The following is a 25,192-nucleotide window of genomic DNA, read 5'->3' on the forward strand; positions in this document are numbered from 1 at the left end:
GGCTTGAACTCGATTATTTTTTCTGCGCCTTTTCAATCAACTTATTTATTTCCTCATCCCCTTCACGCAGCGCGGTATTAATATCTTTCCCATCGAGGATGATATCGAGGAATTTATTGTTAACGACGGTGTCTGCATCCAAAATTAGAGACATGATTTGCGGATTGCCGCTCACCGAAGGCGGTTGGGCGGATTGGTGATAGTAGTACGCCCCTACGTTTTTGCCTTTGAAAAATGGCGAGTCGGAGCCAAACGCTTTTTTGATCTGCTCATTCGTCGTTGGGGTGCGAACGCCGCGCTTCGATTCATTCAATAAAAACTCATCCGATAACAGATAAGATAGCACCTCAAAGGCCGCTTCCTTCTGCTTGCTTGTCGACATGATGCTGTACATCCAAGGGGACGCTTGGTCCGCCGTCTTCGGTTTATCCGCATAAGTCGGCATGGAAACAACATCCCAGTTCATGCCTTCGGGAATTAATTTTACGTGGTTGAGGTCATTGTTCAATACAGCCATCGCGATGTTCTGATCTTTGGCAAACGCTTGAAGTTCCGGGTTCGTAGCTCTTGATTTCGGCCTCATATTGCCGGGAATTTCATAAATACGCAGCAGGCTTTGGAATAATTTCTTCCATTCTTCCGTGTTCAAGCTTGCCTTCCCGGTCTTCGGATCAATCGGCTTCAAGCCCTGCGGATTCTCCCTCAAAAGATAAGCGTGGAATGATGCCAGTCCCCGGTAACTTGTCCCGTCAAAGTTCCGGGTCATTTTTTTGGCTAAATCAAGCACTTCCTCCCATGTCATTCCGTCTTTCGGATAAGGTACGCCGAATTTGTTAAAAATGTCCTTATTATAAAACATAACAGAAGTGCTGGATACGAACGGCAATCCATATATGCCTTTGCCGCCGGTAAACTGATCCAAAGCTTTCAGCGATGCCGATTCCAGGCGGCTCGTATCGAATTTGTATTTTTTGATAAGATCCGTCATATCGTATTCGAGGCCCAAGCTTTGAATCTTGTTAGGAAAACGATTATATACATACCAATAAATATCCGGCGGTGTCCCGGCCGTAAGAAGATCGGTAATATCTTTTCCGGTACCACGCTCAATGTAAGTAACCGTAAGCCAAGGGAATTTCTTTCGAAGCGGATCGCCGATTTCTTTTTCAAAATCTTCCGGAGTTTTACCCAGCTCCGACGCGAAAACAATTTCGGTCGGCTCTCGCTTTACAAGTTCTGCGGGCTTGTTGTTGTTTTCGCCAGATTTTCCTGTTCCTTGAGTTCCGCCGCTTGAACATGCAGTAACCAGCATACTTAGGGCCAATATTGTAGCCAAACAGTTTGATACTTTCATTGCGTTCCCACCTTTTTTTATATATGAAAGCGCTTACTACATGAATTGTATCATATCGGAATCTGAAATAATGTTGTGCTATTATCGAAAAATGTTTATGTATTACTATAAATTAGGCACGGTAGGAATGTATGAATAATTAGGGAAATGATGGGGGCACTATAACGCTACTCGGAAATGTACTCAATTTCTCCTATCCTAGTAGTATGGCATCAAATACGAATGACTTAGCCGGATTTTATTTCATCAAACTGCTGTTTTACGTAATTAAAATAATAGACCGGGAGCACGGCACCGTCCAGCCCCCTCTTCTAATTTAGTGTCATTTCTTTTATTACACTCTTAAAATTGATCAAGGTTTTCAGCATGAATTAATTGTAGTCACCAACGCTTAGCTCTGCTTTTATTTTTTTTCTCACTGATTCTAAATTGTTCTCAATGGCCTGTTCTAAACTTTGCCTATCGAGAAATGGCTCCTGATGCGCGCGTAGATATTCGACTCTAGTTGAAAAATTGTTTAAATCAGCAATTATAGCTGAAGTAAGCACTATAACCTCATCCGAAAAGTACAACCTCTTGGATAAAAAATAGTTCTTAGCCTCACTTAGTTTAAGGTTCGCTACTTGAACCTCGACCATTCTAATGTAATTTCCAATCTCTCTATGAAGTTCCTGCCTCTCTCTAGTTTTATCTACGCCTTCAGTCTTAGTCCATTTATTCTTAAACTCCTCAATTTTATTTGATAATAGATTAAAGCTTTTAAGCCATTTTTCTAAGTCTTCTAATCCATACTCTCTATAATCGGGTCTATTTTGAAACCCCATTAAAGAACGGATATAACCATCGGCCAACAAGACCTTATCATATAAATCCATATATGATTCATGCCTTTTAGCTGTATACAAATTAAAATCAGCGATCTTTCTTTGATAATCAAATTTGTTAGCTTCCACAATCAACTGTAATTCCTTCTTATGAGTTTCAAGTCTTTCTTTAAATTTGTTATCTATAAAAGAATTGACTGCGAGCTTAAAGAATCCTCCGACAATAACAAGCGTAGTGGGTACTGAAACAAAAAATGTTCCCCAATCGATATTCATGAAGTTTTACCATCCTTTACAACGCAAACTTGTTGTTTCTGTACCACTTTTAAATACTCGCTGCAAATAATATAAGATGTTGGCAGCTCGATAATAAATTCCTTTAGTTCACCTGTGATCGAAATGATTTCATTGGTGTTTATCATGGTCGAGAAGATGATGTGCTGCTCCTGTTTGCCAAACAATTTCTTGTTTGTGGTAATGAGATAAAGCTGATATGTTGCATCTTTATCATAGTAAAGATCAGGGAACAGCTCCTCTTGTATACCTTCCTTTACCTTCCTATAGGCGAAAAATTCATTAATACAGCCATAATCGTATAAAAGAAAAGGTACCTCATGATTAATCAAATCTCGATCCGAAAGATCAAAGTGAATCCACTCACAGTAGAAGTCAACGAAACTGGATGATGTCTTATACAAGTGATGCAGTGTTTTTTCCCTAAGCTTCTGGGCTTCATTAGCCTCTTTCCTGCCATGGACATGACTGTCGAACCGCCATTTAGCTGTTTTATCTTTTAATGCAATTTCGTTTAACTTATTGTAGTTCTCAATATGAAGAAAAGCATAACGGTCGGCTATTTTGAAAAACGGCATATGGAAATACCCCCTATCGACAATAAAATACTTATTCGGTGGGTAGAAAATATTTCCTGCATCTTTAGCACTATATTATCAATCCAAACGTTGTATCCAATAGTCCGCCCTCTTTTCTTTGTACACGAAGAACCCGCCTCATTGATATGGAGCGGGTTTATTTTTGTTGAGCTGCTTTAAGAGCCAGGCAAGAGTATTCAAATAAAAGACAAAGCACCCTCCGAAGAGACGCTGCAGGCGATACCGTCGCCTATGCTACCGCCGCGAACGCCTTTTAGTCACGTTTCACCCGATAGATCGATTTGTTTTCAATAACTCGAATTGGAGCCGTCCATGATTCGTTATCTGGCATTGTATCAAGTGCATCTTCTACTGCCTGCAGTTTTGCATCCAATTGATCGATGTAGTGTAAGGCCACGGCTTCCGGGACTTGCGGTTGAACCGGACTTCCCCATTCTCCTAAATTGTGATGGGACAGAACCAAATGCTGAAGAACCACGAGCTTCTCACTGGTCGTATCCATACCCATTGCTACAGTTGCTTCAGTGATCCAGTTAGCCGCCATGGAAATGTGGCCCAGTAGTTTCCCCCTTAAGCTGTAGTCTGTCACGACCCCAAGCTCAGAAATCATTTCTTCAGGCTTGGCAATATCATGCAATATAATACCGGCTTTGATTAAATCTTGGTTAAGGAACGGACGCTGCTTTGCTACGAATTCACCGAGTTCGAGCATGCGGCAGATGTGATATGCTAAGCCGGCATAATAAGCATGATGCATCCCTTTCGCCGCAGGATAATGCATGAGTTTTTCTTCAACTTTTGCTATACAGAACTGAACAATACTCTGAATATCACCATCTTGGATACTGGATGCCGTCTTCTTTATTATGTGAACCAAATCGATCGGCTGTATCGGTGCGGATCTTACGAAATCCGTTAATGAATACCCGTCTTCTTCAGTCGCTTTGCGAATCCTCATTATTTTCAGCTGCGGCTTCTCCCGGTACATTTGAACAAGACCGTTTACCTTAACTAGCATCATCGGGAAATATGTCTCTTTGTCGGCTGAAGAAACTTCCCACATCTTGGCCGGAATTTCTCCACTTGTATCGGCAATTACGAAATCAAAATATTCTTTTGGTGGACTGGCGTTTGTTTGTTTTAAATCAGCTTTCTTTAGTAAGTAAAAGCCGGTAATTTCGTCACCTTCAGTGAAAGTCCGAATCAACGTCATATATGTTCCTCATTCCCTATCAAAAATGACTACTAGTATTTCAACAATTACTGACTAAATACCTTTTATTCCAGATCTAATAAATATATTCATTGTAGTCAATATTGAACCATCACTTTTCATATTGGATACTTTGGGATCCACTATCATAATAACCCGGGGCCGCCGTGTCGTCCGGCAACCTTTACGTTACTAAACACTGGTTTTTACGCTATCATGCCCGGCTGGCCGATAGTGCAGCTCCATACAAACGTACTCCGTTAACTAAGCTGCTACTTTCGATGTACGGAAAGCCAACCGCAATTATGCGCATATGTTGGTGTCGCAAAACGATTAAGCGCATATGTTTGTGTCGTCACACCGCGACACAAACATATGCGCTTTGAATCTTGTTCCTCTCACTTTTGAAGACTGAGGACTGGATGGTTTTGTTTTAAAAGATCCCTTGCTTCTTGTTCATTTATTTCTCCACCTAAAACTCGCTGGCAAAGATTATGTAAATAGCAGGAATCGATAGCAGATATTTTGTTTTCTTTCAATCGGCTTCGATAGTCTTCTCTTTTATAAAAGTCATGTCGCTTAGACGGTTCCAATAGATTAGAGTGATTAATAAATAAGAAGGCAGACAAATCATAAACTTTAAACTCACTCATATACCGCGCTTTATGAGAGAGTATATCCATGACCATATCGTTATTCGCTCCACGCTTCGTGGCCTTTGCCTCGCCTATGGCAAAGAATGCATCGGCCGCATCTTCTATTCGAAAATCTTCTCTCTTTGCATTTCCTGTTGTTGGAAGGCTATCCACGTCAATAACTTTAAATCCCAAAAATACCAAAGATTGTTGAACCGCTTTTGAAAATTCATCGCCTTCGCCAATTAGTAGCCTGTCGAGCCACTCATAATTTTCGTGTGTGATTTCAATGTTCCTTTCAAATTCAATAATTTTCCTCTTTGCATCTTCTACAAATGCATCCAATTCTTGTTCAATTTTCGTCACCGGCAAAGGCTTATAATTTTCGACCCAGCTTTGCGGTGATTTAGAAAACAGACTTGGTGATATACTGGCGACATGATCTCTTATTATTTGAATACTTACATCAGCTGTTTTATCACCGAAACTTGGCAGTATCGCGATGCCGCTGACTTGTTTACCATCATGATCGATTTTTCGTACTTCAAGACATAATGCTTCTCGCTTATTTCCACCATTTACGACAACCCAATCATGCAAAAAATCATAAATTGGTTCATTATTATTGCTGAATTGAATATCTTTGCTAACAGAGATAACTTTATGTTGAGCGTAAGATTTGTAATGGTCATAGATTATACCAATAGGGTTGTTAGTATTTATTAAAAGGTCTTGTCCTTTAAACAATGGAAACGAAATAGTCGCATGCTTCCTATTCACAGAAGAAACAGAGCTTGGATGATAAACCCGGTCAATATCAATAACACCAAGATTAAGAATACCTATTTCATCGAATTCAAGAGGATGGGTCTTTTCATCAATGAAAACTATTGTATATCCACTTCTATCCCACACTGATTGCAATAAGGCTTGGAAGCAGGGAGAAGCTTCAATTGAAGTATCTGCCCGTACTCTGTTTTTTGAGGTTCGAAAAGAATTATCTCTCAAATGGATTAAGCAGATGTCCACATCATGAATAGAGCAAGGAATGGAATATTGACCCGCCGAATCAACTAAAACACCACTTGACGCACGTAACACCTGATAACCGGCATTTTGTATTCGATTAACTTGCTCTGAAGTAAAATCAACTGCTAAAATGCGTGGCTTTTCGTATTCGATTAAGGAAACACGTTTCAATATTGTCACCTCTTCAAAACTTTTGTATATATCCCGCGGGAGCGCTTCAGCATCAAGCGGGCAGGCCGCTCGAAGAGAAACTTCAATTATGAGTAAAAGTATCGTAAAAAAGGCAGCCGATTGATCTGGCCGGCTGTCCTGATTTACGATAAAGTACTTTTAATGACTTTGTTTTTCCTCCGACCCGATGTTTTGTTCGTAATTCATGCTCAATCGAGTGGCATACGCTATTCTTTGCGTTTTCTTTTTCTTCTTTTCGTTTCACTTTTTCCTTCTCTCGTGATCTTCTGTGAGTTGCCCGCTTTCTCTAAGGTTTCCGCCATAGTTAATAACCTCCCATTGGGCTAATCCACATATTCCTTCAGCCACTCATGAATTTCTCCCATGAGTTCTTTATATCCAGTCAATTGGTCGTGATCGATTTCCGGGAAGAGCTGGATAAAAACAATAGGCAATTCCTCTTTTTTGATCGGCGCTTCGCTATCCCGTGAATAAACGCATAGCACGCTGCTGACTACCGGGCGTCGGCGGCTTGCGGCGGTGTATTCGCCGCGGTAAAAAATTTGAGCGTATCGTAACATCTGTGAAGAAACATTGCTTGTAAAATTTTCATTATGTAGCGATTTATATCGGCGGTGTTTGGCATCCATTGCGAGTGTAGACAGAAACACCGGTCGTTGTTCTTTTTTGTACATATCAATGCGGATATCCGGTTGAATCAGCCTGGAGGAAAAAAACATATCGCCTGAGGCAACAGCATCTTCTTTGATATAGACATGCTTGTCATACCATACATGCAAGATGGTTTCATCATCTTCAAGTTCTATGCAATGACCCGATGCCATATCGCGCAGACTCTCCACATCGCAGCAAGGTCGAACCGAAAAACCGCATTTGCGCAGGATATCTATGACTTGGAAATAGACAAACTGCTCGTAAATTTTCCAAGTCGGCTTTAAAATAGGAACCACATGATTGCTCTTGCTGTTTCCGATCAGTAAAGTGCTGCTTTTTTCATAGAGCTCGGTTAGCTTCCGGTAATTTTGATCCTTCAACTGTGGCTTGCTCCGGGCTCTTGTGACGATAGACAGTTCAGTGGAAGAAAGTAGATATCCAAAACGACCAATAAGGTTTTTTACGAGCTGATTCCAGCGGGTCAAGATGTTGAGCTGTCGTTCCGCTTTTTTGATGTCGTCCTCAATTCGATGCATGATCGATTTCATAGAGTCCCTTGATTCTTGGGAAAGTTCTCGATCATTCCACCAATTCCGCTTTCTTTCCTCGTTGGAACGCTTCTCCTCTTCCTTGGAGCGGATGAGCAGCTGAAGCTGCTTACAGTCCTCATCTATATCTTTTTCAATATAAGCAAGATCTTGCTTCCAAAATAACAGGACGTGTTTAATCCACTGGTTAGCCGGAATGTCACAGGTGAGGTTTTTTTTCTTGTTTAAGCTGAATGACTCACCCCGCACTGCTTTCCAGCGCAGGCTCTTATGATCAACTTTTTTTTCTGAAGGACCTTCCTGATAGTCTGTTTTGACCTGGGTAATCAAATTTCGCTGGAGTGCGTAAAGAGCCGCATCGATATTGTGCTTTTCGTTCATCAGCCGAAGCACATAGTCGTAATACGATTTGGAGTTCAAAAATTCATGTTCATTGCCGGTAGACTTGGATGTATAGATCAGATCATAGCAAATCCCTTCAACTTCCTGCTCCAAAAGCAGATGCATATACTGAACCTGACTTGTAGATAAGTGGATGGGAGATACAAAGATCGCAGAACTGTAAATCGCATCACCAAAATGAACATCAAAAAAATAAACCCCAAGCCGCCAAGGGAAAATCTGATTTCGCTCATGGTTAAAGATGTACTCCATGGTCCCTTGGCTTGTGATGTGAATGTTAATTTCGATTTGCTTTCCTTCTTCATCATAGGTACCGCTTTGGATGACAAGTCTAGCCTTGTCATCTTTTTCAAAGCCATCTTTAGCAAACAACCGGGCACCGATTTGGACTCCCTCTTTTATACTCACCAAATGGTCAATCGACTTTGGCGAAACCGCGCCGCGGCTCCAAAACTCAGCTACCTTTTGAGTGCTGGATGGTGTAGCACCCGTGAAAAATTCTACCTCAAATGGGAGTGAATCAGCATTATAACGCATACCCGTTCCTCGTAATCTCCTTGGCTTTTTGCTTTAAGAAATTGATAGATGATTTAAATTCTTCTTCACCATCCCCTTCTTCCATCAGCAAACGGGCGATAAGTCCAGGCTGATATTTGTTACTGTCCAGCTCGTACGTGCCGACCAGCTCCTGGATTTGTTCCCGATGACCACGGATTTTTGTGAGAATGCGCTGCTTGATTTGGTAATCGAGACCCGTTTGTCTTGTAACAAAAGGATTCCCTTCACTCACTTCCGGAATATTCGAAAGATACATACCGATGCCTTTGGCGATTCGGAAACTTACGCCGGCCTGACTATCGTATTCTCTCATCAGCTCATGGAGCCGATCTAGGAGTGATATTTCATGCTCCTCAAGGGAAGCAGGTTTGGACAGCCAGTCTTCGCGGTAGATTTTGCGGTTTACTTTTGTTTGCCTATCGAAATCTTTCGTCTCCGTTTCTTTCTCCAGCGATGCGCCAAAACCGAGCTTTTCAAGAAAAATAACGTTCATCCGGTCAAGCATACGGTTGGAAAAATCTTTTGTCGTCTCATCAAAATTAGCCGTTCCCACAAACAGGACATTATCTTGAATCGGAATCACACGGCTTTGATTTTTATTGTGACAAATCGCATCTTTACTAAAAAGCTGCAGTTCTCTCTGATCTTTCGGCATCTCGAGCAAGGATACAAATGGAGAAAAATAATGCTCCACCTGACCCAAGTTCATCTCGTCAAAAAGCACCATGTGCAGTTCGTTTTTATTTCGGCTTGCCCGCTCTAAAAAAGAAACCAAGCCTGTTTCGCTTTCCATATATAGTCCCATCTGATGATTGTGGTACCCAAGGATGTCCGATGGCTCTGTGTAGGCAGGCGAAATCGGCACAATTAGCAGATTTTCGTCTTTTTTCAGCCCGAGTGCTTTGGCATAGAGCAGCGCGAGCTGCGTTTTGCCGGTGCCGCTCATGCCTCCAAGCACTGCCATATTGCCTGTTTTGAGTGCCGTATGGAAGTTAACGAGTGCTTCCTCTTCCTGATAAATCAATTCTTCGTCTTCAGCAAAGAACTTTAACCGAGAAATGAAATCAGATTCGCTGAGCGTCTCAGGCATTTTTGCCTTTTCTTCTTTTTTGGGTGCTGCCGCAAGCGCCTCATTCTGCACAATTGATTTTCCTTGATGATGGAATTTATCGCGCAGAAGGCCTGCATATTGATCAGGCAAGAAACCTAACTCCCGGTAAGCACATTTCATGTGATCCCAAAAATCTTGAAGCTCACTAAGAGGCAGCTTTTTTATTAGATGCGGTTTTCTCGCGTAATACAAGTTGATGTTATTTCCGGTCTCCAAAATATCCTGCTCTGGAATAAAATAGAGTTGACCATCACATAAGATAAACTCAGGAACTTCCATATAGCTTGGATACTCCGGCAGTTGGACCGGCGATTTATCAACCAAGGATCTCTCGAACCGCGCAGCGGGTACACCTTTTTTTACCTGAGGGACCGCCACATAGTAATTGTTCTCCGCGGCATCTTCTGAAACCAAAACAATATCAAAATTGTAATGATAGCGGTGACCCGTGTTGTCATTTCTCACCGACAGCTTGGGTTTGAATAAAATCAGCTTTCCTTCTAGATGCTCACGCAGGTACTGCACTTTATCGGTTTGATCATAGTATTTAATACTCTGCAGGTACCGGTAATTTCGGTCGTCAAAGGATACATAACAATCTTTTTGCTGCTTTTCAAGTGTATTTTTCAAAAGCTTGGGTTCGTCACTTACTGCCTGCAAATAAAATACAACGACATCATTTCGATTGCTTTTGGTTACTGACTTTCGCTCAACCCCAAGCGCCGGGAGATGGTCAGGATCAGACTCATCAGCTAGGCGCCCCAAAATGTAACAACTATTGATCTCTCGTTTTGTTTTTTCGTCTATCATTTTTTCGTTTATCAAGGTCATCAGTTATAATCCTCCGTATCATCGCTTTGAATTACTTGCATGTAGCGCCTCAGCAATTCAAGGTAGTCGTTATATTCCTCATAGAAAAAGTCGTTTTCGTCCAGAAACTGTTTCAGCAATACCCATTCCCTTGTACTTCGAAACGATTGCCGATCAATGAACCAAATTTTTGACTTCAAGTTATGTATGTTTCCGTTTAGCTTTTCTTTTAATAGGAAATTTTTAGAGAAGATACACTTATTGAAAACCTGTTTGATTCTCGGGTCCGGTTTATCTGTAATAATCATCGCTTCACTGGATTCGGGTACTAGTTCCTCAAAAAGCTCCTTAAATTGTTCCGCATATTCTCTAGCTTTTCGTTGTTCTCCCAGCTCTTTCTGAAGTGCATCCTCACGTTGTACATCCTCTTCCCTCGCATCCTTTAACCTCTTAATTTCCCATGTCAATATCTCTATTTGTTCTGTTAATTTCGTATTTTCGTCAGTTTGTTCTTCAAGCTCTTTGGTTAGTCTGGTCGCTAGCTGCATCGTGGCAGCGCTTTCGTCGTAAACCCTTGCATATTCACTTTGGTATGCTTTCTCGCGTTCCTTTACGTAAAGGCTGTAGGCCACTGGTCGTAAAGGTTCGTAGTCGTCTTTTACTGCGATAATTCCCAAGAAACGGTCAAGTGAAGTCAGACCAGAGATAAACATCAAGCGCTCGCGATCAGTATGTTTTCCTGCAAGGGTGCTCTTGATCTGTTCCCACCGCGCCGTCACCCCGATCTGCTCAATGAATTGAAGGTATTCATTAGATTCGGGGAAATCTACGTCCTTCTTGAGATCTTGGATGATGCGGTCGACGAAATCGCTGTCATTAATTTTTGAAATGCTGTGAAACAATTCCTGTTTTTCGATGACGTTTTGACGAATTGTTTCTACGTGGCTGGCGTATTTGTCAGGGAACCACTCACGAATAAAAGCCAATTTTTGATAGGGACGAATGGCAACGGATATATCAAGTTCATCCACTATACTTTCAAAACTTAAGTTTTTCCATTGAGGTTGAATCAAATCATCCATCTCGTCGACAATTTTAGAAAAAAACGTTTCTGTGAGTATTTTTCCGCTCCCGTTTTTCTTTGCCCCAATGCCATTTTTTAGCGCCTGTGTGACGATGAGCCTCAGTTGTTCTTCGGGTCTGCTGGATAGCTTGTCGCTTCGAAATCCAGGCACAGACAAATTAAACAGGTTGCATATCTGCAGCAAATCATGCTTAGATAATAGCTGCGGCAACCACTCGCTCTCATGCATATACACGCCTCCAGTCTACCCATAATTCTACCATTTTCGTATATATCGGACAACGAAATTACTGGAAATATAAGCTATATTAGTAACATGCGCATATGTTAGTGTCGCAAAACGGTTAAGCACATATCAATGCGATTGAAAATGGAGTTTGGATAGGGGCTGCAGTTGCCGGGTGCCAGTCTTCGCCATAAAAATGCACCCCTAGAATCCATCGGATAACCTAAGGTTTTTTCCAATGTTCTAAAGGGTGCAATTCAATGGCCCGCGGGGATTTCTTGTTCCCACCAGTATCTTACATCGTCGAGAACCAAACTCCGCCGCTGCCATCATACTTCCGGCCGTAAGAGATAACCGGGTTCTGGTCATCCTTTTTGACTAAGAATGCTGCCCATCCAGTGTGCGATGCGCCTTCATAAAGCTTTGTTCTAACTGTTGGACTAGGTTCTACAACAATCGCCCGTTCATAATCCTTTCCCTCCGAGGATATCATAGAGAAGTCAACCGGGCTCACGTCAATTTGTTTGTCTTTATTCTTGCTGCTTGATACTTTAATGCTGACTTTTGCCAATACGTATTCATAACCATCCTTCGGAGAATTGTTAAGCTTATTGGCCGAGGAAATCATTTTCCAGGCTTCTTCTCCTCGAATTACTTGATCAACTGATAGCGTTCCGGAATAATCATTCAAAAGATCATTAACAGTGAAGTCAACTTTCTGTCCGATTGGTGCGGGGTTGCTTCGCGATTTTCCAGGTGTGCCTGCCGGTTTCGAATCGGCTTGCCCGCCAATAAGTACCGTATTTGTTGCGCTGTCGTAACCGACTGCTGTGCCGAGAGCTTCAGCAACTGCTCGTGCCGGTAGATATGTATTTCCATTATATGAAATAGGATAGAGTGCGTTCCCTTCCTCATCTTTAGGCTGCCACGCTTTACCATTGAGTTTAAGGTTTAACCCCTTATTAAGGTAAGCAGAGATTTCATCAAGGTTCGAAGCAGCGAAGGCACCAAACGACATTGAAGTAACGATAATTACTGATAAGGCAGACGCGATAAGTAGCTTACGTTTCAAATCTATCTCCTCCATATGGTTATTCCATAACAATTTTATACGGAATAGGATTATTTGGGTAGTACTATTTTCCTAAAAAGTAAAACCTTAAAGATTCCGGAATCATTTTTCAGAACATTCGTTCGTAATTATAAGCTCCGTTTGACCCGGCTATGCCGATGAATGGCGCATTGTGCATTGGCGTCTTGTCAAAATGATAAACACGAATGGGCCAGGGTAGCAACTCCCCCGGCCCAGCCTGCATGCAGTATGTATATGGCCCTTTTGAGGTTCGCGTCCCTCTCCGGATTCGTGCGAACGCGAAAGCTTCGGGCGCCACTCCAACGGGTTGTCCTGTCGCTAGCTGACATGGCCGCAAACAATCGATCTGAAATTCGATGAAAGCGCACATGTTTGTGTCGCCGAACAGATATCAAGTTACTTAATATGATTAAATCTTAAATTTAGTTAAAACATTAAAGTATCGATCATCCTCGATTTTTTGTCGGTCGGTTGACAAGAACTTTATCCCATTCCCCGACAGAAAAAAACGAATCGGAAACAAACTGCGGCTTGCCCCTGGGCTCATCCCGGAAGCTGGGATATTCCTCGATGTCCTCGGCGTTAATCAAATCTCTTTGCCAGCTTGTACAACGATATATTGGTTAGTCAGTGTTGCTCATTAGCTGATCTAGGAAGTACTATTAGCATAATAATTTCAGTTATTATTAGAAAAACCGCTATTAATACGTGGTACATAATCGTGCCTTTAAAATTTGACTCTAGCCTTTTTATTTCCTCGCTATGTTTATCTGGCCCAAACTCTCCAGTCATTACATTATTAGAATTACCCAATTTCGGGAGTTCAACGCCTTTAGGTCTTAGATTACTAAGCTCCAAATCCTTCATTATTTCAGCGTATCTATCACCGACACGTGACTTATATTTATCTTCAATTTCTTTCTTTTGTTGCTCAATTGACGCCTTTGATTCTTCTTCATACCTTTTTATCTCTGCGTCCCGTTGTTTAGCAGCTTCCGCATCGGCCGCCTTTCTCGCTTCTGCAAAGGCGGCACGATCTTTATTCCTCTGATCCTCGATGGATTGAATATCTAACTGCAATGTATTATAGAAGTAAAAGAATGATAGTAGTGTCAATACCAATCCTGCTAAGAAAATCAAGCTAGCTTTCATTCTTATTGTCATCGGCATCCCCACTTGAACGTTCTATTATGTAATTACTTCATTAATGACTATTTGAGCCTCTTAACATATATTTCATCGTCGATACCATCAACCTTCATTTTGTAACGTGTGCCACTTTTATAGATGATTACCTTTGGACTTAATTTTATAGCGACTCTTATTTTATAATCATCTTGTTGCCAGATTTGTCCGTTCTGCAATTTGAATATTGTAGTCCCATCCCACCCGTTAAAATCTCCGTCGATTCTGCTTTCGATGACGCTACTAGTTATTTGTGGCGTTGAAGGCGTAGATGGTACGGTTATTGTTGGCGCGTTTTGGACTAGCCATAGTTTTAAAAATTCATCTTGAGATATCTGGTTATCAGTAAACTTTTTTATGTCTGAATAGCCTACCGTGACCCTTGCTTGATAAGCTTGATCTTTATAAATCTGAATGGATACTCCATCAAGCGGAGTGTTTAACGAAGTAAGGAGGCTCGCCATTACTAGAATGTTTGTACGATCCGTATCAGCATTGCCGCTTGAATTATACACGTATTGCATAATACCTAATTCTTCGCTAAGTTCAATTGTTAGCTTTGCATCAATGCCAGTTGCTTTCAAAAGTCCATTAAACAACTTGGACATACTTTTGAAATCAGTCTTCCCAAGTATCGTAGCAGTTTGAGTTTCTTCATCCCAATCAACTTTAGCAAATATTCCTTTAACGGCTTCTAATGGAATTAATACAGTCCCATCAACATTTATAGCGGGTACGTCACTAGATATCAATTCTCTGTTGACGTTAAGATTTACGATGGGATATCCATTGTAATCTCCGTTAATACTTGAAGCGCTTACTACGCTTGCAAACATCATTAAAACAACGCCGGATAGAATAACTTTTTTCAATTTTCCGAAACTATTAGATGTTGCAATCCGCATATGCATTCACCGTCCTATTTTTCTTATGGCTTCTGTTTCTGCCTTTAGTTATGTAAAACCAATAACTATAGTCGCAATCTGAATAAGAAATCACATCATCCTTTATATTCCTAGATCAACAACCGCTGTAGCGCCTGCCATAAATCCAATACCACTATCGCAAGTAATGACTAATCCCTTTAAATCTTTTGGCATTTCAAAAACAACGTGACCGCTTGCCGTTAAGCCAGGGTTTATTTTTTTTAAGAAAAATGTATTTCCACTTTCATTAATGTATATGTCTGCACCTGAATCAGCACTATACTCTTTTCCGGCAGAATCTTTGATTTTAAACATATTGGAGTCAATTGTTCTTGCGTCTTTGTCATTATTAGTGACCTTTATCTTTACTACTACATATTGGTTTTCTGTTTTCTTTTGAAGAAATTGATTCTTACCAATTACATTCGTAATCTTTGGTTCAGAAACTACGAACGATAAATTTTTAGCCTTCACTTCTTCATCAAGCTTAGCGATTACAGGCTGCTGCTCTTTCTTTACTTCTGCCTGTTTTGCTTTTTCTGCTTTTTCTGCATCGGCATTTTGTTTGGCTATTACAGCTTCGGCCACCGTATTTCTTGGGGTAGTCTTGTCTTCTGGCTTATTACCAATCGCCACAAAAACCACAATCACCGCGACAACCCAAAACCACCATTTCTTATAAAATGGCTTGTCGATCTTCATTTTCCCGCCATCCAGCTTATCAGTCATTGTTATCCCTCATCTGTATAGATAATAAACCTATTATATTACAAAAGTAATAGATATGGAATATCTTTCCTACTATAAGACTATTGACTATATCTGAAATTAGAATAATATTTCAAGTTCTCCAATGTAATGCTAAAGATCACGCCATACAAGACTCCTTCTAATCTTATATGCTTGCTCTAATGTCACCATGTATCCTCATCGGTTCCGCTTTTTGCAACAAAACATTCATTTACCATTCCCACTGGCCATTCCTTCCCGACCATAGCCCTCGCCTGTTTATCCTCCATCGCCCCTCGACATGATATGTACACCTATTTGCACAATACCCCATCCATAACCGATTCTACAAGCCGCTTAAAGCTTCCAAAATGTAAAGCGTATAAACCTTATAAATCGGATGCTCCGAACGCATTTGCAACAATTGGCAAATCCAACGATCTCTCCCTCTTCACTTCCAGCAACTTAAACAACTTGATCCGTATTCAAAATTGCTGCAACCGTTTTGTTCGTTCCTCATATGTCATGCTAAAAAGTTATCCCTCCGGTACGCTACTACGATGATAAGTGCTTCTCCAACATTCAACATAAATTCCTGCAGAGGAGAAAAAGGAAAACAAGCTGCAGCGCAAAAAAGAGAGGAGCTAAAGCACCTCTCTTTCGTTATTGAGGTCTTTCAGCAGCCGCGGCACGAGCCGCTCTTGATAGCCCGCGCGACCAGCCTCCAGCATGCGTTCTTTCACCTCATGTAAATCAGGCATCTGCACGTTCTTCAGCATGGAAAGACGCCGGGTCGAGAGCTCAACGAGTGAAAGGCACGTGTCGTACGAGATCCGGTCCATGTGCCACAAAGTGAAGTGCTCTCCGTATCTTTGCCACAGCCGCTCGCAAATCATCAAGCTCTCCGGGTCGAAGTCACCGGCATAGTGAATCGTCACGCCGCTCTCTGCCAGGCGGTCCAAGAGAATCAGCGAACTTTCTTTCGGCTGCCCGTGCAGGCAGAGCAGCGGCGGCATGGGCCCATTCTTCATTCGGTCGAGGAGTGCCGAAAACACCCCGGAGTTTTCCACCACAAAAACATCTTTTCCATGCGCCGGGGCGGCAAAGGTCAGTTTTATGGCTTCCCGTAAGGGAACGTTCAGTATGCAGCCTTCCTCGCTTGCGATCTGCCAGAAAGAAAAATTAGAAATAAGTCCGCTTGCGCTGACAAAGTTATGGATATCATCTTTCAAAATCCCGGCTGCCACCAGTAGTTCACTCTCGTCTTCTTCGGGTGCGTCAAATAGCAACTTGAGTCCGTCGATCAGATATTTCCCCCACACGTCCGGATCGAACGCATGAGGGTCCTTTGTGATTTTCTCGGCAAACATAGGCAGCCGCTCGTACCCGTGTAAGGGGAGTGCCGCCAGCGCCTCAAGTACCAAGGAAAGAATGGTCTTTGCTTTATGCTCATCTTCCTCGTACAGCCGGATGTAGGATCGCGGCGGCTGCGCCAGCACCGCTTGGACGTTAGCGTTAGCAGCTGCCGTAGTAAGCCGGTCAAAAAAGAGCTGCTGCTGCGACCGTTTGTCCTCCCTTGCCTGTTTGTTCGAGATCAGTTCTTCGCCTGCATAAGCATCCAGCAGCTCTTTTAAGGTAATGCCGTCAAACACCGAATTTGCCAGCATCTTCTCGAACTTTACTAGTTTCATTTTATACGGTTCTTTGGGCTCGTCGACGCTTCGGAAAAATTCACTGATGGCGCGTCGCTCCTCAGGCTTCAAAATCTCCAGCGTAATCTCTCCGGCGATCCGCCCATACGAACGGTATTTTTTGATCATTTCTTCAAACAATCGTTCATAACCGGCAGCATTTTTCTTAAAAAATGCGATGGCTTTTTCAATGTCCATGAGCTTCCTCCGTTAAGTCTCAAAAGCGAGTTGTTCACCAAACCCGCGATGCTCCTCTTCCTCGACGTCATGACGCACCAGCTCCACGCCATCCCAGTTGTAGTGGGCGATGGTTGCAAAGTTCGCGGTTTCCGGTTTGATAATATGAGCAACAGATAAGCTTTTCACCGTCGGGTAGTCCCCCCACAGCACTTGCGAGGTAAGGATATACGAAAATTCCATTTCCTCGGCAAGTCCAAACATATCCGCAATATTTTTCTCGTCGACCCCGGCAAACGCCTCGTCGAGCGTCACCAGCCTTGCCGCATCCTCGTTCGCTCCTTCGTAGCAAGCGTGCAGCGCCGAAAAGAGCGGAACATACACGGATAGTGCCCGCTGACCGCCGGAAGCGGTATTTAAAAAGGTCCTGTTCACTTCATGCCATTTGCCTTCCTTATAGCAGTCGAGTTTGAAATCAAACCACTCCCGGTAATCGAGCACATCGCGCAGCGCGTCCTGCAGCTTCTTCGTCGGGTTTTCGCTCGTCCACTCCCGCGCCCGGTTGATCTGTGTCCTGAAGTGCTTGGTGATCTTTTCTGAATCCTCTTCTTTCATCAGTTCGCTGCTGGCGGTAAGCAGCTGCACAAGCTCCAGCGTGTCAATCTCATCGCTCGTTTCTGCCTTTTTCCCTTTCCAATCCAATCGGAAGCTGATGGACGCTTTTCGCCGCTTCATCACCGCATTGATTCCATCAATCCAGCGCCTCGCCTTTTTGATTTTTTCGCGGATCGTCAGCCCTAGAGTATTGATGATGATATCCTCGAAAAGCTTCTGCTCCTGCCCGTCCAGATTCATCTCAAGTGACTCAAGTTTTTCGCGAATCTCGCGCAGCGCCTCGTCCGGACTCACCCGCTTGAGACCTGTTGCGGCTTCAATGACCCGCCGCTCGGCGATCAGTCCGTTCGTATTGTCAAACAGCGTTTTAAACTCAAAAACGTAATCTAACAGCCGCTCATTCATTAAAACACTCGTGACGTGATCGTAGGCGTGGCTGCTGCTCTCCATGGTGCCGACCGCTGCCGCCTTGGCATAGGTGAAAATATCCGTATCCGGCTGATCATGAAGCGGTAGCGCCAGTTCGTCGCGCAGGATCCGCTCTGCCGCTTGGGTTAATTCGATACGCTTTACACTTTCTCCCTCTTCTTCTTGCAACTTTTCCTCCGCGCGCTCCAATTGATACTTCAACTTATACGACATATCATTTTGTTCTTTGAGCTCTTGCGGCAGCTGGTCAAGCCTCGTTATAATCGAGCTGATTCGCTCTTTAATCTGTTCGCCGCCAATTTTATTGACTTGTAGCTGAAGGGCTACCTTTTCCCCTTCAAGCTTCGTAATTTCTGAAGCAAGAACATTCTTTTCTCCTAGAAGGTCGACGATATAGTCTTCGATTTCCTTGATTCTCAGTTCCAAGTTCAGGATGATGGCTCGCTTATTTTCAATAATACTCATCCGGTGTTGGATTTGTCTCACCTCATCCATATACTCACCGAGGAATTGGATCGCCTTCCTGCATGCCTCAATCGTATTCACACTGAGCCGCATCTGACTCAGCTCTTTTCGGGTTTCCGTGAGCGCTGTAAATGCCTTGCTATGGTTTTGTTGATTGATCTCCAGTTGTTTTTCCACGAACTGCAGAGAAATCTGCAGGAGACCGATGTCCTTGAGCCGGCTCATGATGACAGTAGGTACCGGAAGGCGACGCTCTTCTTCCTGAAGGCGATCCATTCTTTCTTTGAGCATACGCTGCTCTTGTTGAAGCACTTTGTAGGCTTCATCCGCTTCACTCAGTTGCGCCCTCAGGGTTTCGATCTTGGATTGGCGGATCTTCTCCCTCGCCACTTTTCCGATGTAACTGGCTTCTGCCTGTTCTGCGTGGCCCACAAGCGCTCCCGTGTGGTACCGCTTCCCTAACAGGATCACGGTGTGGCTGTCCCTCTCGCCGCTCACCGATATGGCGGAAAGACACTTCGCAATCGCCTCATCGCTTATCGCAAGACCATGATCCGCAATCTGAACATATTCCAGCAGCGTACCTGTTTCGGCTACGTGTGCAGCGCCCTGCAGGACCCGGTCTTCACGGATCTCCCCGCCGGCAAGAGTTGGCGCCACCAGTGCATCCAGCAGCCCGGATGCACTCAGGGCGGACTCTACATCCATCCGCTGCTCGGGGCTTACATGTTCCTTCCAGTCGACCAGCGCGAAGAGCGGTGCATGCGGCGTTCCCGCTTCCTTCAAGGCAGCACGGAACGCATCCGCCCCTGCCTTACGCTGCGGCTCAGGGTCCTTCAGGTTTTGCCATCTCCTCAGCTCTTTGCTGAGCTCGATCCGATAATTATCGCAGTTGGTCATCCGCTGCCGGAGCTCCATTTTCTTTTCGGTGATACCTTTTTCCTGACGCCGGATCATTTGGGTGATCCACTCTTTCAAAGGATGGAAGCCGTCCTCATCCTCACTGACGGCAGCAGCCAGTGAATACATCTGCTTGCTATCATCTTCGTTTAAGGATAGACCTTGAAGCTCCAGACTCCACTGCGACAGCACCTGCATATAATCCTCTTGCAGTGAAATGAGCTCTTCACGAAGGTGCTGTATTTCTTCTTTCACCCGATCGTCTTCTTTTTGAATCTCATCCCGCTCATCTTTAAGCTCTTGGAGTCTGCGCTCTTTTTCCTTGACATCTGCTAGTTTTTCTTTCCCCCGGGTAAGCATGTCTAGATAAGACTGCGCGTTTTGGATCCATGCATTAAAATCCGGCGATTCCGGTTCGGCATAATATTCGTGATCCATATAAGCACTTTGTTCCGCCAGTTCGGTCACCTTCTCGAACCGCTCTTCCAGGCTTTCTAGTTCTTCCCCTAGAGTCGATTCCGCTGCATCCCGCGCCTCGATCTGACTTCGCTTTTTGCTCAGTTCGTCGCTGTACTGCTTTTCTTTATCTTTTTGATTGATCTTTTTTCTATCCAGGTCGCTCGAGAGCTGCTGTAGTTGTTCCAAAATGGATACTACCCCACGCTCCCTATTATACCCTCCGAACTCTGCCTTGAGCGTCCGCTCCTCAGTAGTGAGCTCCAGCACCACCTCATCGACTTGCCGCTTGTTCTCTTGGATGCGCTCGAGTTCTTCTTTTGCATTGGCAAGCCTTCTTCGAATGTCGTTTTCGCGGTTCACTGCATCCACATATTGTTTTGACTTTTCTCCCACGACAGCTCGATTATACGCGCGATACACGTCGTCAATGCGCTCGAGCGACTGCACGGTTTGCCGGCTGCTTTTAATATCGTCTTGAATGTTATCGATGTGCTGGATGGACTCCGTCAGCACCCGCAGATCGTCATCGGTGAGTGCCGGCATCGACTTTTTCAAGATGTCGTATACCGCTTTAAAGTTCATGTCTTTGGCATTCGAAAGTTTCGGCGTGCGAAGCTGCACCAGAAGTTCGATCCAATTTTGAAAGACGTCCATGGTGGGAAATTCAAACAGCAGTTTATTGACTTCTTTCGCGTATTCCTCTTTTTTATCTGTGTGATAGGTACCGGTATTCAGTACTTTGTTGCGCAGGTCCCCTTTCGGGTACGTGACCCTTTCTTCGCCGCCATCGAGTGCAATCCGCGGGCGAATCACATCAAAATCGATGCGGTATCTCCGGTTATCTTTGACGATGAAATACCAAACATCGAGCCCGTTTTTTCTGCCGATTTTTCCGTTGAGTCCCATACCGAGCGTGATATACCGGTTTTGTCCCGGCTTTTCGAATTCCAACAGTACATAGCTGTTTCGTTCGGTCCGCTCCTCCATCTTGCTTTCGAACAGCACGTAATAATCCATATGCTTGTCGCGGGTGCCAAACGGATCCAGACGTTTGCTCGAAATATCACCATCCAGCATCACCGGGAGCAAGGTTTGCATCGTAATCGACTTGCCGACACCATTGCCGCCGCGTAGCAACATTTTGCCGTCGCGAAAATGAAATTCTTCGTAGTCAAACACCCAAAAATCAATTAACGCCGCTCTAGTCGGTCTCCAGTTCATTCTTTGGCTCCCCTTTATCCACGATCTTGCCTGTTACTCTCACGATGGTAGGAGAGAGGCGCACCGAATGCGCATCTGGTCGCTGCACCATGTTCCAGCTTTCCAGGTATTTTGTAATCTCTTCGACGAGTTTGTTGTCGGTCAAATCCACAGCGTATTCCTTTTTCCAATACGTGCCGTACTCTTTCTTTAGGTTCAGCAGGTGGCGTCGCCACTCCAGCGTACTCATCATCACCAAGCCGGCGTGATCCGGATGCAGGGAGTGATCCAAATAATACTCCTTAAGGCGTTCCGCCAGATGCAGCGCCACATCCGAAAGCGACGAATCTGACGGATAATCCCGTGCCATGCTTCCTTCCGGATCGCTGCGGATCAGCATAGCGCCTTCGGCATAGAGCTCAAAACGAAACGGCGTATATTCCAAGATATCCTTCGCAATGAATGACGCATTCCTTTTCACATACTGCACTTCCTCCGGTGCCATCTCCGAGAAGAGTAGCGCAGGCTCCAGCAGCAGCAGGCGGTACACGCGTTGCTTGATGTCCTCTTCGGGAAGGTGCGCCCATAACGACGGGTTTTCCAGCCCCTCCTGAACTTCACACGGAAACGGACGAAGAAAATACCGGGCAACGGACGGGACTTTAAACAGTACTTCTTTCTCAAACGTATCGATGTCCCCATCCCGGTTGATCAAGATCCCCGTTTTGATGGCATATTTAAACACCCGGATGATGCTCAGGCGGTTGCGGTGTTTTTCCAAAAAGAGATGGTCTTCTTCCCCAATGATGATCCGCAGTTCCTCAAGAAATTCGCTGATGAGAAACGTCAAATCGTAGCGCGATTCCAAGAAGGACAACAGCGCAAACAGCACCGTGTAATCCATGGGTGTTTTAAACACATCAGGATCCAGTGCCATGTTGTCGCTTCCTCTTGCCGGAATTTTTTCTAAACGGGCAAAGATTTTACGGTGAACGATGAGATCGTACCCTAATCTTTCGCGAAACCATGTTCTCAATAACGACTCATGGGTACGAACGAGTTCAAAATCTTTTGGCTGCTCTTCCTGGAGAATCCAGTACTGCTCCAAAAGAAGGTTGGATGCCTGCCTTAATTCCTCTGTGTTCATTCGGCAACTCCTCTGCTGCGCTGCTGTAAGATAAACTCTCCGTTTGGCATATCCAGTTCCCCGTCGGCGCAGCGAACCCGGGTTCTCCCTGTTTTCGGCGACCAAATAAAAATGTGCCCCCATTCGGTCCTGGCGCTGCGGTCGCCCGCTAGCATGCACCGATCTAAGAGCTGTAGCAATTTTTGACGCTGCGCCCGGGTAATCTCGGGGAGCGAGTCCAATTCAATTTTGCCGTTTTGAATGAGACGCTGGAAATCTTGTTTGAGCGCCTCCTGCTCTTTAAAGAAAGCTTCCAGCAGTTCTTTCTTTTTCTTCGCATTATCGGCGATGGCGCTTGTTTTCCCTTTGGTTCGCGCACCGGGGCGGCGGGACCCGAGCGGAATCGGGTCGTTGCCCATATCCCAAAAGCTCTCGATGCGTCCCGAGGTGTCGTACTCATCGCAGCTGAGGTGCCGGGTATACGGCACGCCGATCACCACGGAAGCAAGCCGGTGGGCTTCAATGTCGCTTTCCATCCGGCTGAAATGCTTGGCGAGGTCGAGAAATTCCTGTTTCCGGCTGCGCAGAGTGCTTTTGCTTTCAATCAGCCGCGCTGAAAACCAAAGCATTTTCCGGATGATTTCGCCCGTTTGTTTCATGATGTTACTGGCTTCGCTTTCTTCGCCCTGAAACCATAGGGTCAGCAGTCCCCATTCTTCGTTTAGCCGCTTTTTGGTCGCTTCCGGCGATAGCCGGTCTCCGAAGCGGAAAATGGAAATCTGGTAAGCAATGACGCGATCTATAATTTCCCCTACCCATTCGTCATTAAACTTGTGTTCCAGCAGATGCTGAATCGGTGAAAGCTTGACCTGCAGCACCCGCACAAAATCCCGTAGGTAGGTGATGAGCTCCTGTCGTCGGACTAAAAACGCCTCGGTCATCATCTCGTCTTCGGCTTGGAAAGAAGAAATGTGGGCTAAGTAGTCGCTTGACTTCCGGTCGAGCCTGCGGAAATATTCCATAACATCCTCCCACCGTCGAAACACCTCTTCGGGCGGGGTATCGACCCGAATGCTGTACAGCGACTCCAGCGCATCGGCGATCCGGTCAAACAAATTTTTATCGAGTGAGCCTCCGCCAAAGTCCGCTTGGCTGGTTTCCAGCGACTCCAGAAAACGCTCAATTTGAATCGTATAGTGGGTTGCCTGATATTTAAAGCGCTTGGCTTTAACCTCTTCGATCGTGTAATAATCGTTAGTCTCTTGGCGAGAGGTGATGTTTCCTAGGCTCTCGAGGACGGTGAGGTCCTGCCGGAGCTCCGCAATCGTATAGTCCTCGAAATCCTGAAACTGCTGTAAATGCTCAAAAATGTCCTCCGCTTTGAGCTGGGTGCGACGCCCGTGTTGTTCATAAAAAAAGCGCAGGATCGGTCGATACCTCGACGTGTTCTGCGTATGTAAATAATTCATTTCATCTATCGCTTTGGTGTAAGGGTTTAACATGCCAATGCCTCTTTCCGCAAATTCTCTATCTCTATTGTACCATAAATGAGTATCTGCTAGATTATTTCGAGCTCACAAGAAGGACTTTCTCCGGCTAGAAGATGCGTGCTTAGCTGGGCACGCCATATACAAAAAAAAGGTTGGCCCCATCCGATGGGTCAACCTTTGGCTTAGTTCCATTCGTTCAACTTATCGAGAATGCGCTAATCACCTCTCTCCACTCCTCTTTATGCCGCTGAATTTGCTGGAAGCGCGTGATTACTCTGTCTAGCTAGGTGATCTATTTGTATTACTGGGTTGATTTACGGCTGAACGAATCGCCGCTGTACGCCTTGGTATTTCATTTGCAGAGTGTTTATATTCACAGAGAGTCCGATTCGCTTTGCAATAGACTCGATGCCACCCCATTTCCCAAACTGTCGAGGAGCTCCGTTCATATAAGCGGCAAGCGGGGTTTCGAGCGCATTTCTGCCAATAAAATCAAGACCTTTAGATTTATGCCGATAATTAAACTTTGAAGGCTTCCCTGTATCTAAATCTATGCCCGCAAACACCGCAGCATGGCGCTCTCCGTTATCAGTTTGTTGAATGGCCACGTCGAATGCTTTCCCTGCGATCTCCACCCAGGAATGATCAAAAGCGGCACCGCTGGGGTGGCGGACTTCACCAATACAGAGATCAGAGTCGATACCCTGCTCCTTCAGCAGCACATGCAAGATCCCCGAAAGCAGATGGCAACCGCCAGCAATTGGACGTACCCGAAAATCATCCATCATAGCGCAGAACGTCTGCATGATCTCATCGCTATTAGGGTGGTTAAACGCAATGCCTTGGGCGATATCTCGCCATGTCGGTGTGTCGGTAGCATTGAGGTGACAGTTCTTATACTTCTTTCCGCTGCCACAAGGGCACGGATCATTACGGCTGATATTCTTATTCATCTTTTCCTCTCCTGTGCAGGTGAAAGATTTTGCTCAGTATGGTGGACTGTTCAAATAACCTTCCGCGCTTCTTCTACGACTCTTCCAATCGAACAGGCTGTAGATCGCCCAGACGACCTGCGTGGTTTAGTCCTCACTGTACCCGAGATTTTGCACGGCAAGGATAGCGTAGCCTAGAAATACGGAACAATCAAGGGGGGAATCCGCCATCTCGAATCTTC

17 protein-coding genes are annotated in these 25,192 nt (G+C 44.6%); all 17 read right to left on the bottom strand.

All coding sequences use genetic code 11. The annotated features are described in order from the left end of the window. Window positions 1-13: 13 nt before the first annotated feature. Window positions 14-1,354, bottom strand: coding sequence for an ABC transporter substrate-binding protein (locus ACFQI7_RS27890; protein WP_218101284.1), 1,341 nt, complete (start codon window positions 1,352-1,354; stop codon window positions 14-16). A 371-nt stretch (window positions 1,355-1,725) separates the two neighbouring features. Then, entirely contained in the window at window positions 1,726-2,454 is a 729-nt protein-coding gene (locus ACFQI7_RS27895) for a hypothetical protein (protein WP_218101283.1), read from the bottom strand. After that, window positions 2,451-3,050 carry a hypothetical protein gene (locus tag ACFQI7_RS27900; RefSeq protein ID WP_218101282.1) on the bottom strand — a complete coding sequence of 200 codons (600 nt, stop codon included), beginning with the start codon at window positions 3,048-3,050 and terminating at the stop codon, window positions 2,451-2,453. The genes ACFQI7_RS27895 and ACFQI7_RS27900 overlap by 4 nt, the downstream gene beginning before the upstream one ends. 274 nt (window positions 3,051-3,324) lie before the next feature. Continuing rightward, on the bottom strand, window positions 3,325-4,284 hold the full coding sequence (locus ACFQI7_RS27905; protein ID WP_218101281.1) for a 3'-5' exoribonuclease YhaM family protein: 960 nt from the start codon (window positions 4,282-4,284) through the stop codon (window positions 3,325-3,327). 398 nt (window positions 4,285-4,682) lie between these two features. Next, window positions 4,683-6,119, bottom strand: coding sequence for a hypothetical protein (locus tag ACFQI7_RS27910; RefSeq protein WP_218101280.1), 1,437 nt, complete (start codon window positions 6,117-6,119; stop codon window positions 4,683-4,685). Between the two features lie 344 nt (window positions 6,120-6,463). Then, window positions 6,464-8,281, bottom strand: a complete 1,818-nt coding sequence (locus tag ACFQI7_RS27915) for a hypothetical protein (protein ID WP_218101279.1) — start codon at window positions 8,279-8,281, stop codon at window positions 6,464-6,466. Next, the gene (locus ACFQI7_RS27920; protein WP_218101278.1) at window positions 8,271-10,244 is read right to left on the bottom strand and encodes an McrB family protein; all 1,974 of its coding nucleotides are present in this window, start codon (window positions 10,242-10,244) and stop codon (window positions 8,271-8,273) included. The genes ACFQI7_RS27915 and ACFQI7_RS27920 overlap by 11 nt, the downstream gene beginning before the upstream one ends. Further along, entirely contained in the window at window positions 10,244-11,536 is a 1,293-nt protein-coding gene (locus tag ACFQI7_RS27925; protein WP_218101277.1) for a hypothetical protein, read from the bottom strand. The genes ACFQI7_RS27920 and ACFQI7_RS27925 overlap by 1 nt, the downstream gene beginning before the upstream one ends. Before the next feature lie 292 nt (window positions 11,537-11,828). Further along, window positions 11,829-12,605 carry a DUF4352 domain-containing protein gene (locus tag ACFQI7_RS27930; RefSeq protein WP_218101276.1) on the bottom strand — a complete coding sequence of 259 codons (777 nt, stop codon included), beginning with the start codon at window positions 12,603-12,605 and terminating at the stop codon, window positions 11,829-11,831. Window positions 12,606-13,253: 648 nt separating this feature from the next. Beyond that, window positions 13,254-13,790 (bottom strand): hypothetical protein, encoded by a 537-nt coding sequence (locus ACFQI7_RS27935; protein ID WP_218101275.1) that lies wholly within the window; start codon window positions 13,788-13,790, stop codon window positions 13,254-13,256. 47 nt (window positions 13,791-13,837) lie between these two features. Then, window positions 13,838-14,716 carry a copper amine oxidase N-terminal domain-containing protein gene (locus ACFQI7_RS27940; RefSeq protein WP_218101274.1) on the bottom strand — a complete coding sequence of 293 codons (879 nt, stop codon included), beginning with the start codon at window positions 14,714-14,716 and terminating at the stop codon, window positions 13,838-13,840. A gap of 102 nt (window positions 14,717-14,818) precedes the next feature. Continuing rightward, window positions 14,819-15,466: a DUF4352 domain-containing protein gene (locus ACFQI7_RS27945; RefSeq protein ID WP_218101273.1), complete on the bottom strand. Its 648-nt coding sequence runs from the start codon at window positions 15,464-15,466 to the stop codon at window positions 14,819-14,821. A gap of 644 nt (window positions 15,467-16,110) precedes the next feature. After that, a complete protein-coding gene (locus tag ACFQI7_RS27950; protein WP_218101272.1) occupies window positions 16,111-17,355 on the bottom strand; it encodes a TIGR02679 family protein in 1,245 nt (414 codons plus the stop codon). Window positions 17,356-17,367: 12 nt separating this feature from the next. Next, complete coding sequence (locus ACFQI7_RS27955) at window positions 17,368-21,423, bottom strand: TIGR02680 family protein (RefSeq protein ID WP_218101271.1); 4,056 nt, start codon at window positions 21,421-21,423, stop codon at window positions 17,368-17,370. Then, the gene (locus ACFQI7_RS27960; protein WP_218101270.1) at window positions 21,404-22,549 is read right to left on the bottom strand and encodes a TIGR02678 family protein; all 1,146 of its coding nucleotides are present in this window, start codon (window positions 22,547-22,549) and stop codon (window positions 21,404-21,406) included. The genes ACFQI7_RS27955 and ACFQI7_RS27960 overlap by 20 nt, the downstream gene beginning before the upstream one ends. Further along, window positions 22,546-24,030, bottom strand: a complete 1,485-nt coding sequence (locus ACFQI7_RS27965) for a TIGR02677 family protein (protein WP_218101269.1) — start codon at window positions 24,028-24,030, stop codon at window positions 22,546-22,548. The genes ACFQI7_RS27960 and ACFQI7_RS27965 overlap by 4 nt, the downstream gene beginning before the upstream one ends. A gap of 302 nt (window positions 24,031-24,332) precedes the next feature. Next, the gene (locus ACFQI7_RS27970) at window positions 24,333-24,971 is read right to left on the bottom strand and encodes an SEC-C metal-binding domain-containing protein (protein WP_218101268.1); all 639 of its coding nucleotides are present in this window, start codon (window positions 24,969-24,971) and stop codon (window positions 24,333-24,335) included. Between the last annotated feature and the right edge of the window lie 221 nt (window positions 24,972-25,192).

The organism is Paenibacillus allorhizosphaerae, assembly GCF_042659105.1.
GTDB lineage: Bacteria > Bacillota > Bacilli > Paenibacillales > NBRC-103111 > Paenibacillus_G > Paenibacillus_G allorhizosphaerae.

What these genes read in the sequence shown, in the direction of transcription:
- ACFQI7_RS27890 (WP_218101284.1), bottom strand. Translation starts at nt 1,354, where the DNA reads ATGAAAGTATCAAACTGTTTGGCTACAATATTGGCCCTAAGTATGCTG.
- ACFQI7_RS27895 (WP_218101283.1), bottom strand. Translation starts at nt 2,454, where the DNA reads ATGAATATCGATTGGGGAACATTTTTTGTTTCAGTACCCACTACGCTT.
- ACFQI7_RS27900 (WP_218101282.1), bottom strand. Translation starts at nt 3,050, where the DNA reads ATGCCGTTTTTCAAAATAGCCGACCGTTATGCTTTTCTTCATATTGAG.
- ACFQI7_RS27905 (WP_218101281.1), bottom strand. Translation starts at nt 4,284, where the DNA reads ATGACGTTGATTCGGACTTTCACTGAAGGTGACGAAATTACCGGCTTT.
- ACFQI7_RS27915 (WP_218101279.1), bottom strand. Translation starts at nt 8,281, where the DNA reads ATGCGTTATAATGCTGATTCACTCCCATTTGAGGTAGAATTTTTCACG.
- ACFQI7_RS27920 (WP_218101278.1), bottom strand. Translation starts at nt 10,244, where the DNA reads ATGACCTTGATAAACGAAAAAATGATAGACGAAAAAACAAAACGAGAG.
- ACFQI7_RS27925 (WP_218101277.1), bottom strand. Translation starts at nt 11,536, where the DNA reads ATGCATGAGAGCGAGTGGTTGCCGCAGCTATTATCTAAGCATGATTTG.
- ACFQI7_RS27935 (WP_218101275.1), bottom strand. Translation starts at nt 13,790, where the DNA reads ATGACAATAAGAATGAAAGCTAGCTTGATTTTCTTAGCAGGATTGGTA.
- ACFQI7_RS27940 (WP_218101274.1), bottom strand. Translation starts at nt 14,716, where the DNA reads ATGCGGATTGCAACATCTAATAGTTTCGGAAAATTGAAAAAAGTTATT.
- ACFQI7_RS27945 (WP_218101273.1), bottom strand. Translation starts at nt 15,466, where the DNA reads ATGACTGATAAGCTGGATGGCGGGAAAATGAAGATCGACAAGCCATTT.
- ACFQI7_RS27950 (WP_218101272.1), bottom strand. Translation starts at nt 17,355, where the DNA reads ATGGACATTGAAAAAGCCATCGCATTTTTTAAGAAAAATGCTGCCGGT.
- ACFQI7_RS27955 (WP_218101271.1), bottom strand. Translation starts at nt 21,423, where the DNA reads ATGAACTGGAGACCGACTAGAGCGGCGTTAATTGATTTTTGGGTGTTT.
- ACFQI7_RS27960 (WP_218101270.1), bottom strand. Translation starts at nt 22,549, where the DNA reads ATGAACACAGAGGAATTAAGGCAGGCATCCAACCTTCTTTTGGAGCAG.
- ACFQI7_RS27965 (WP_218101269.1), bottom strand. Translation starts at nt 24,030, where the DNA reads ATGTTAAACCCTTACACCAAAGCGATAGATGAAATGAATTATTTACAT.
- ACFQI7_RS27970 (WP_218101268.1), bottom strand. Translation starts at nt 24,971, where the DNA reads ATGAATAAGAATATCAGCCGTAATGATCCGTGCCCTTGTGGCAGCGGA.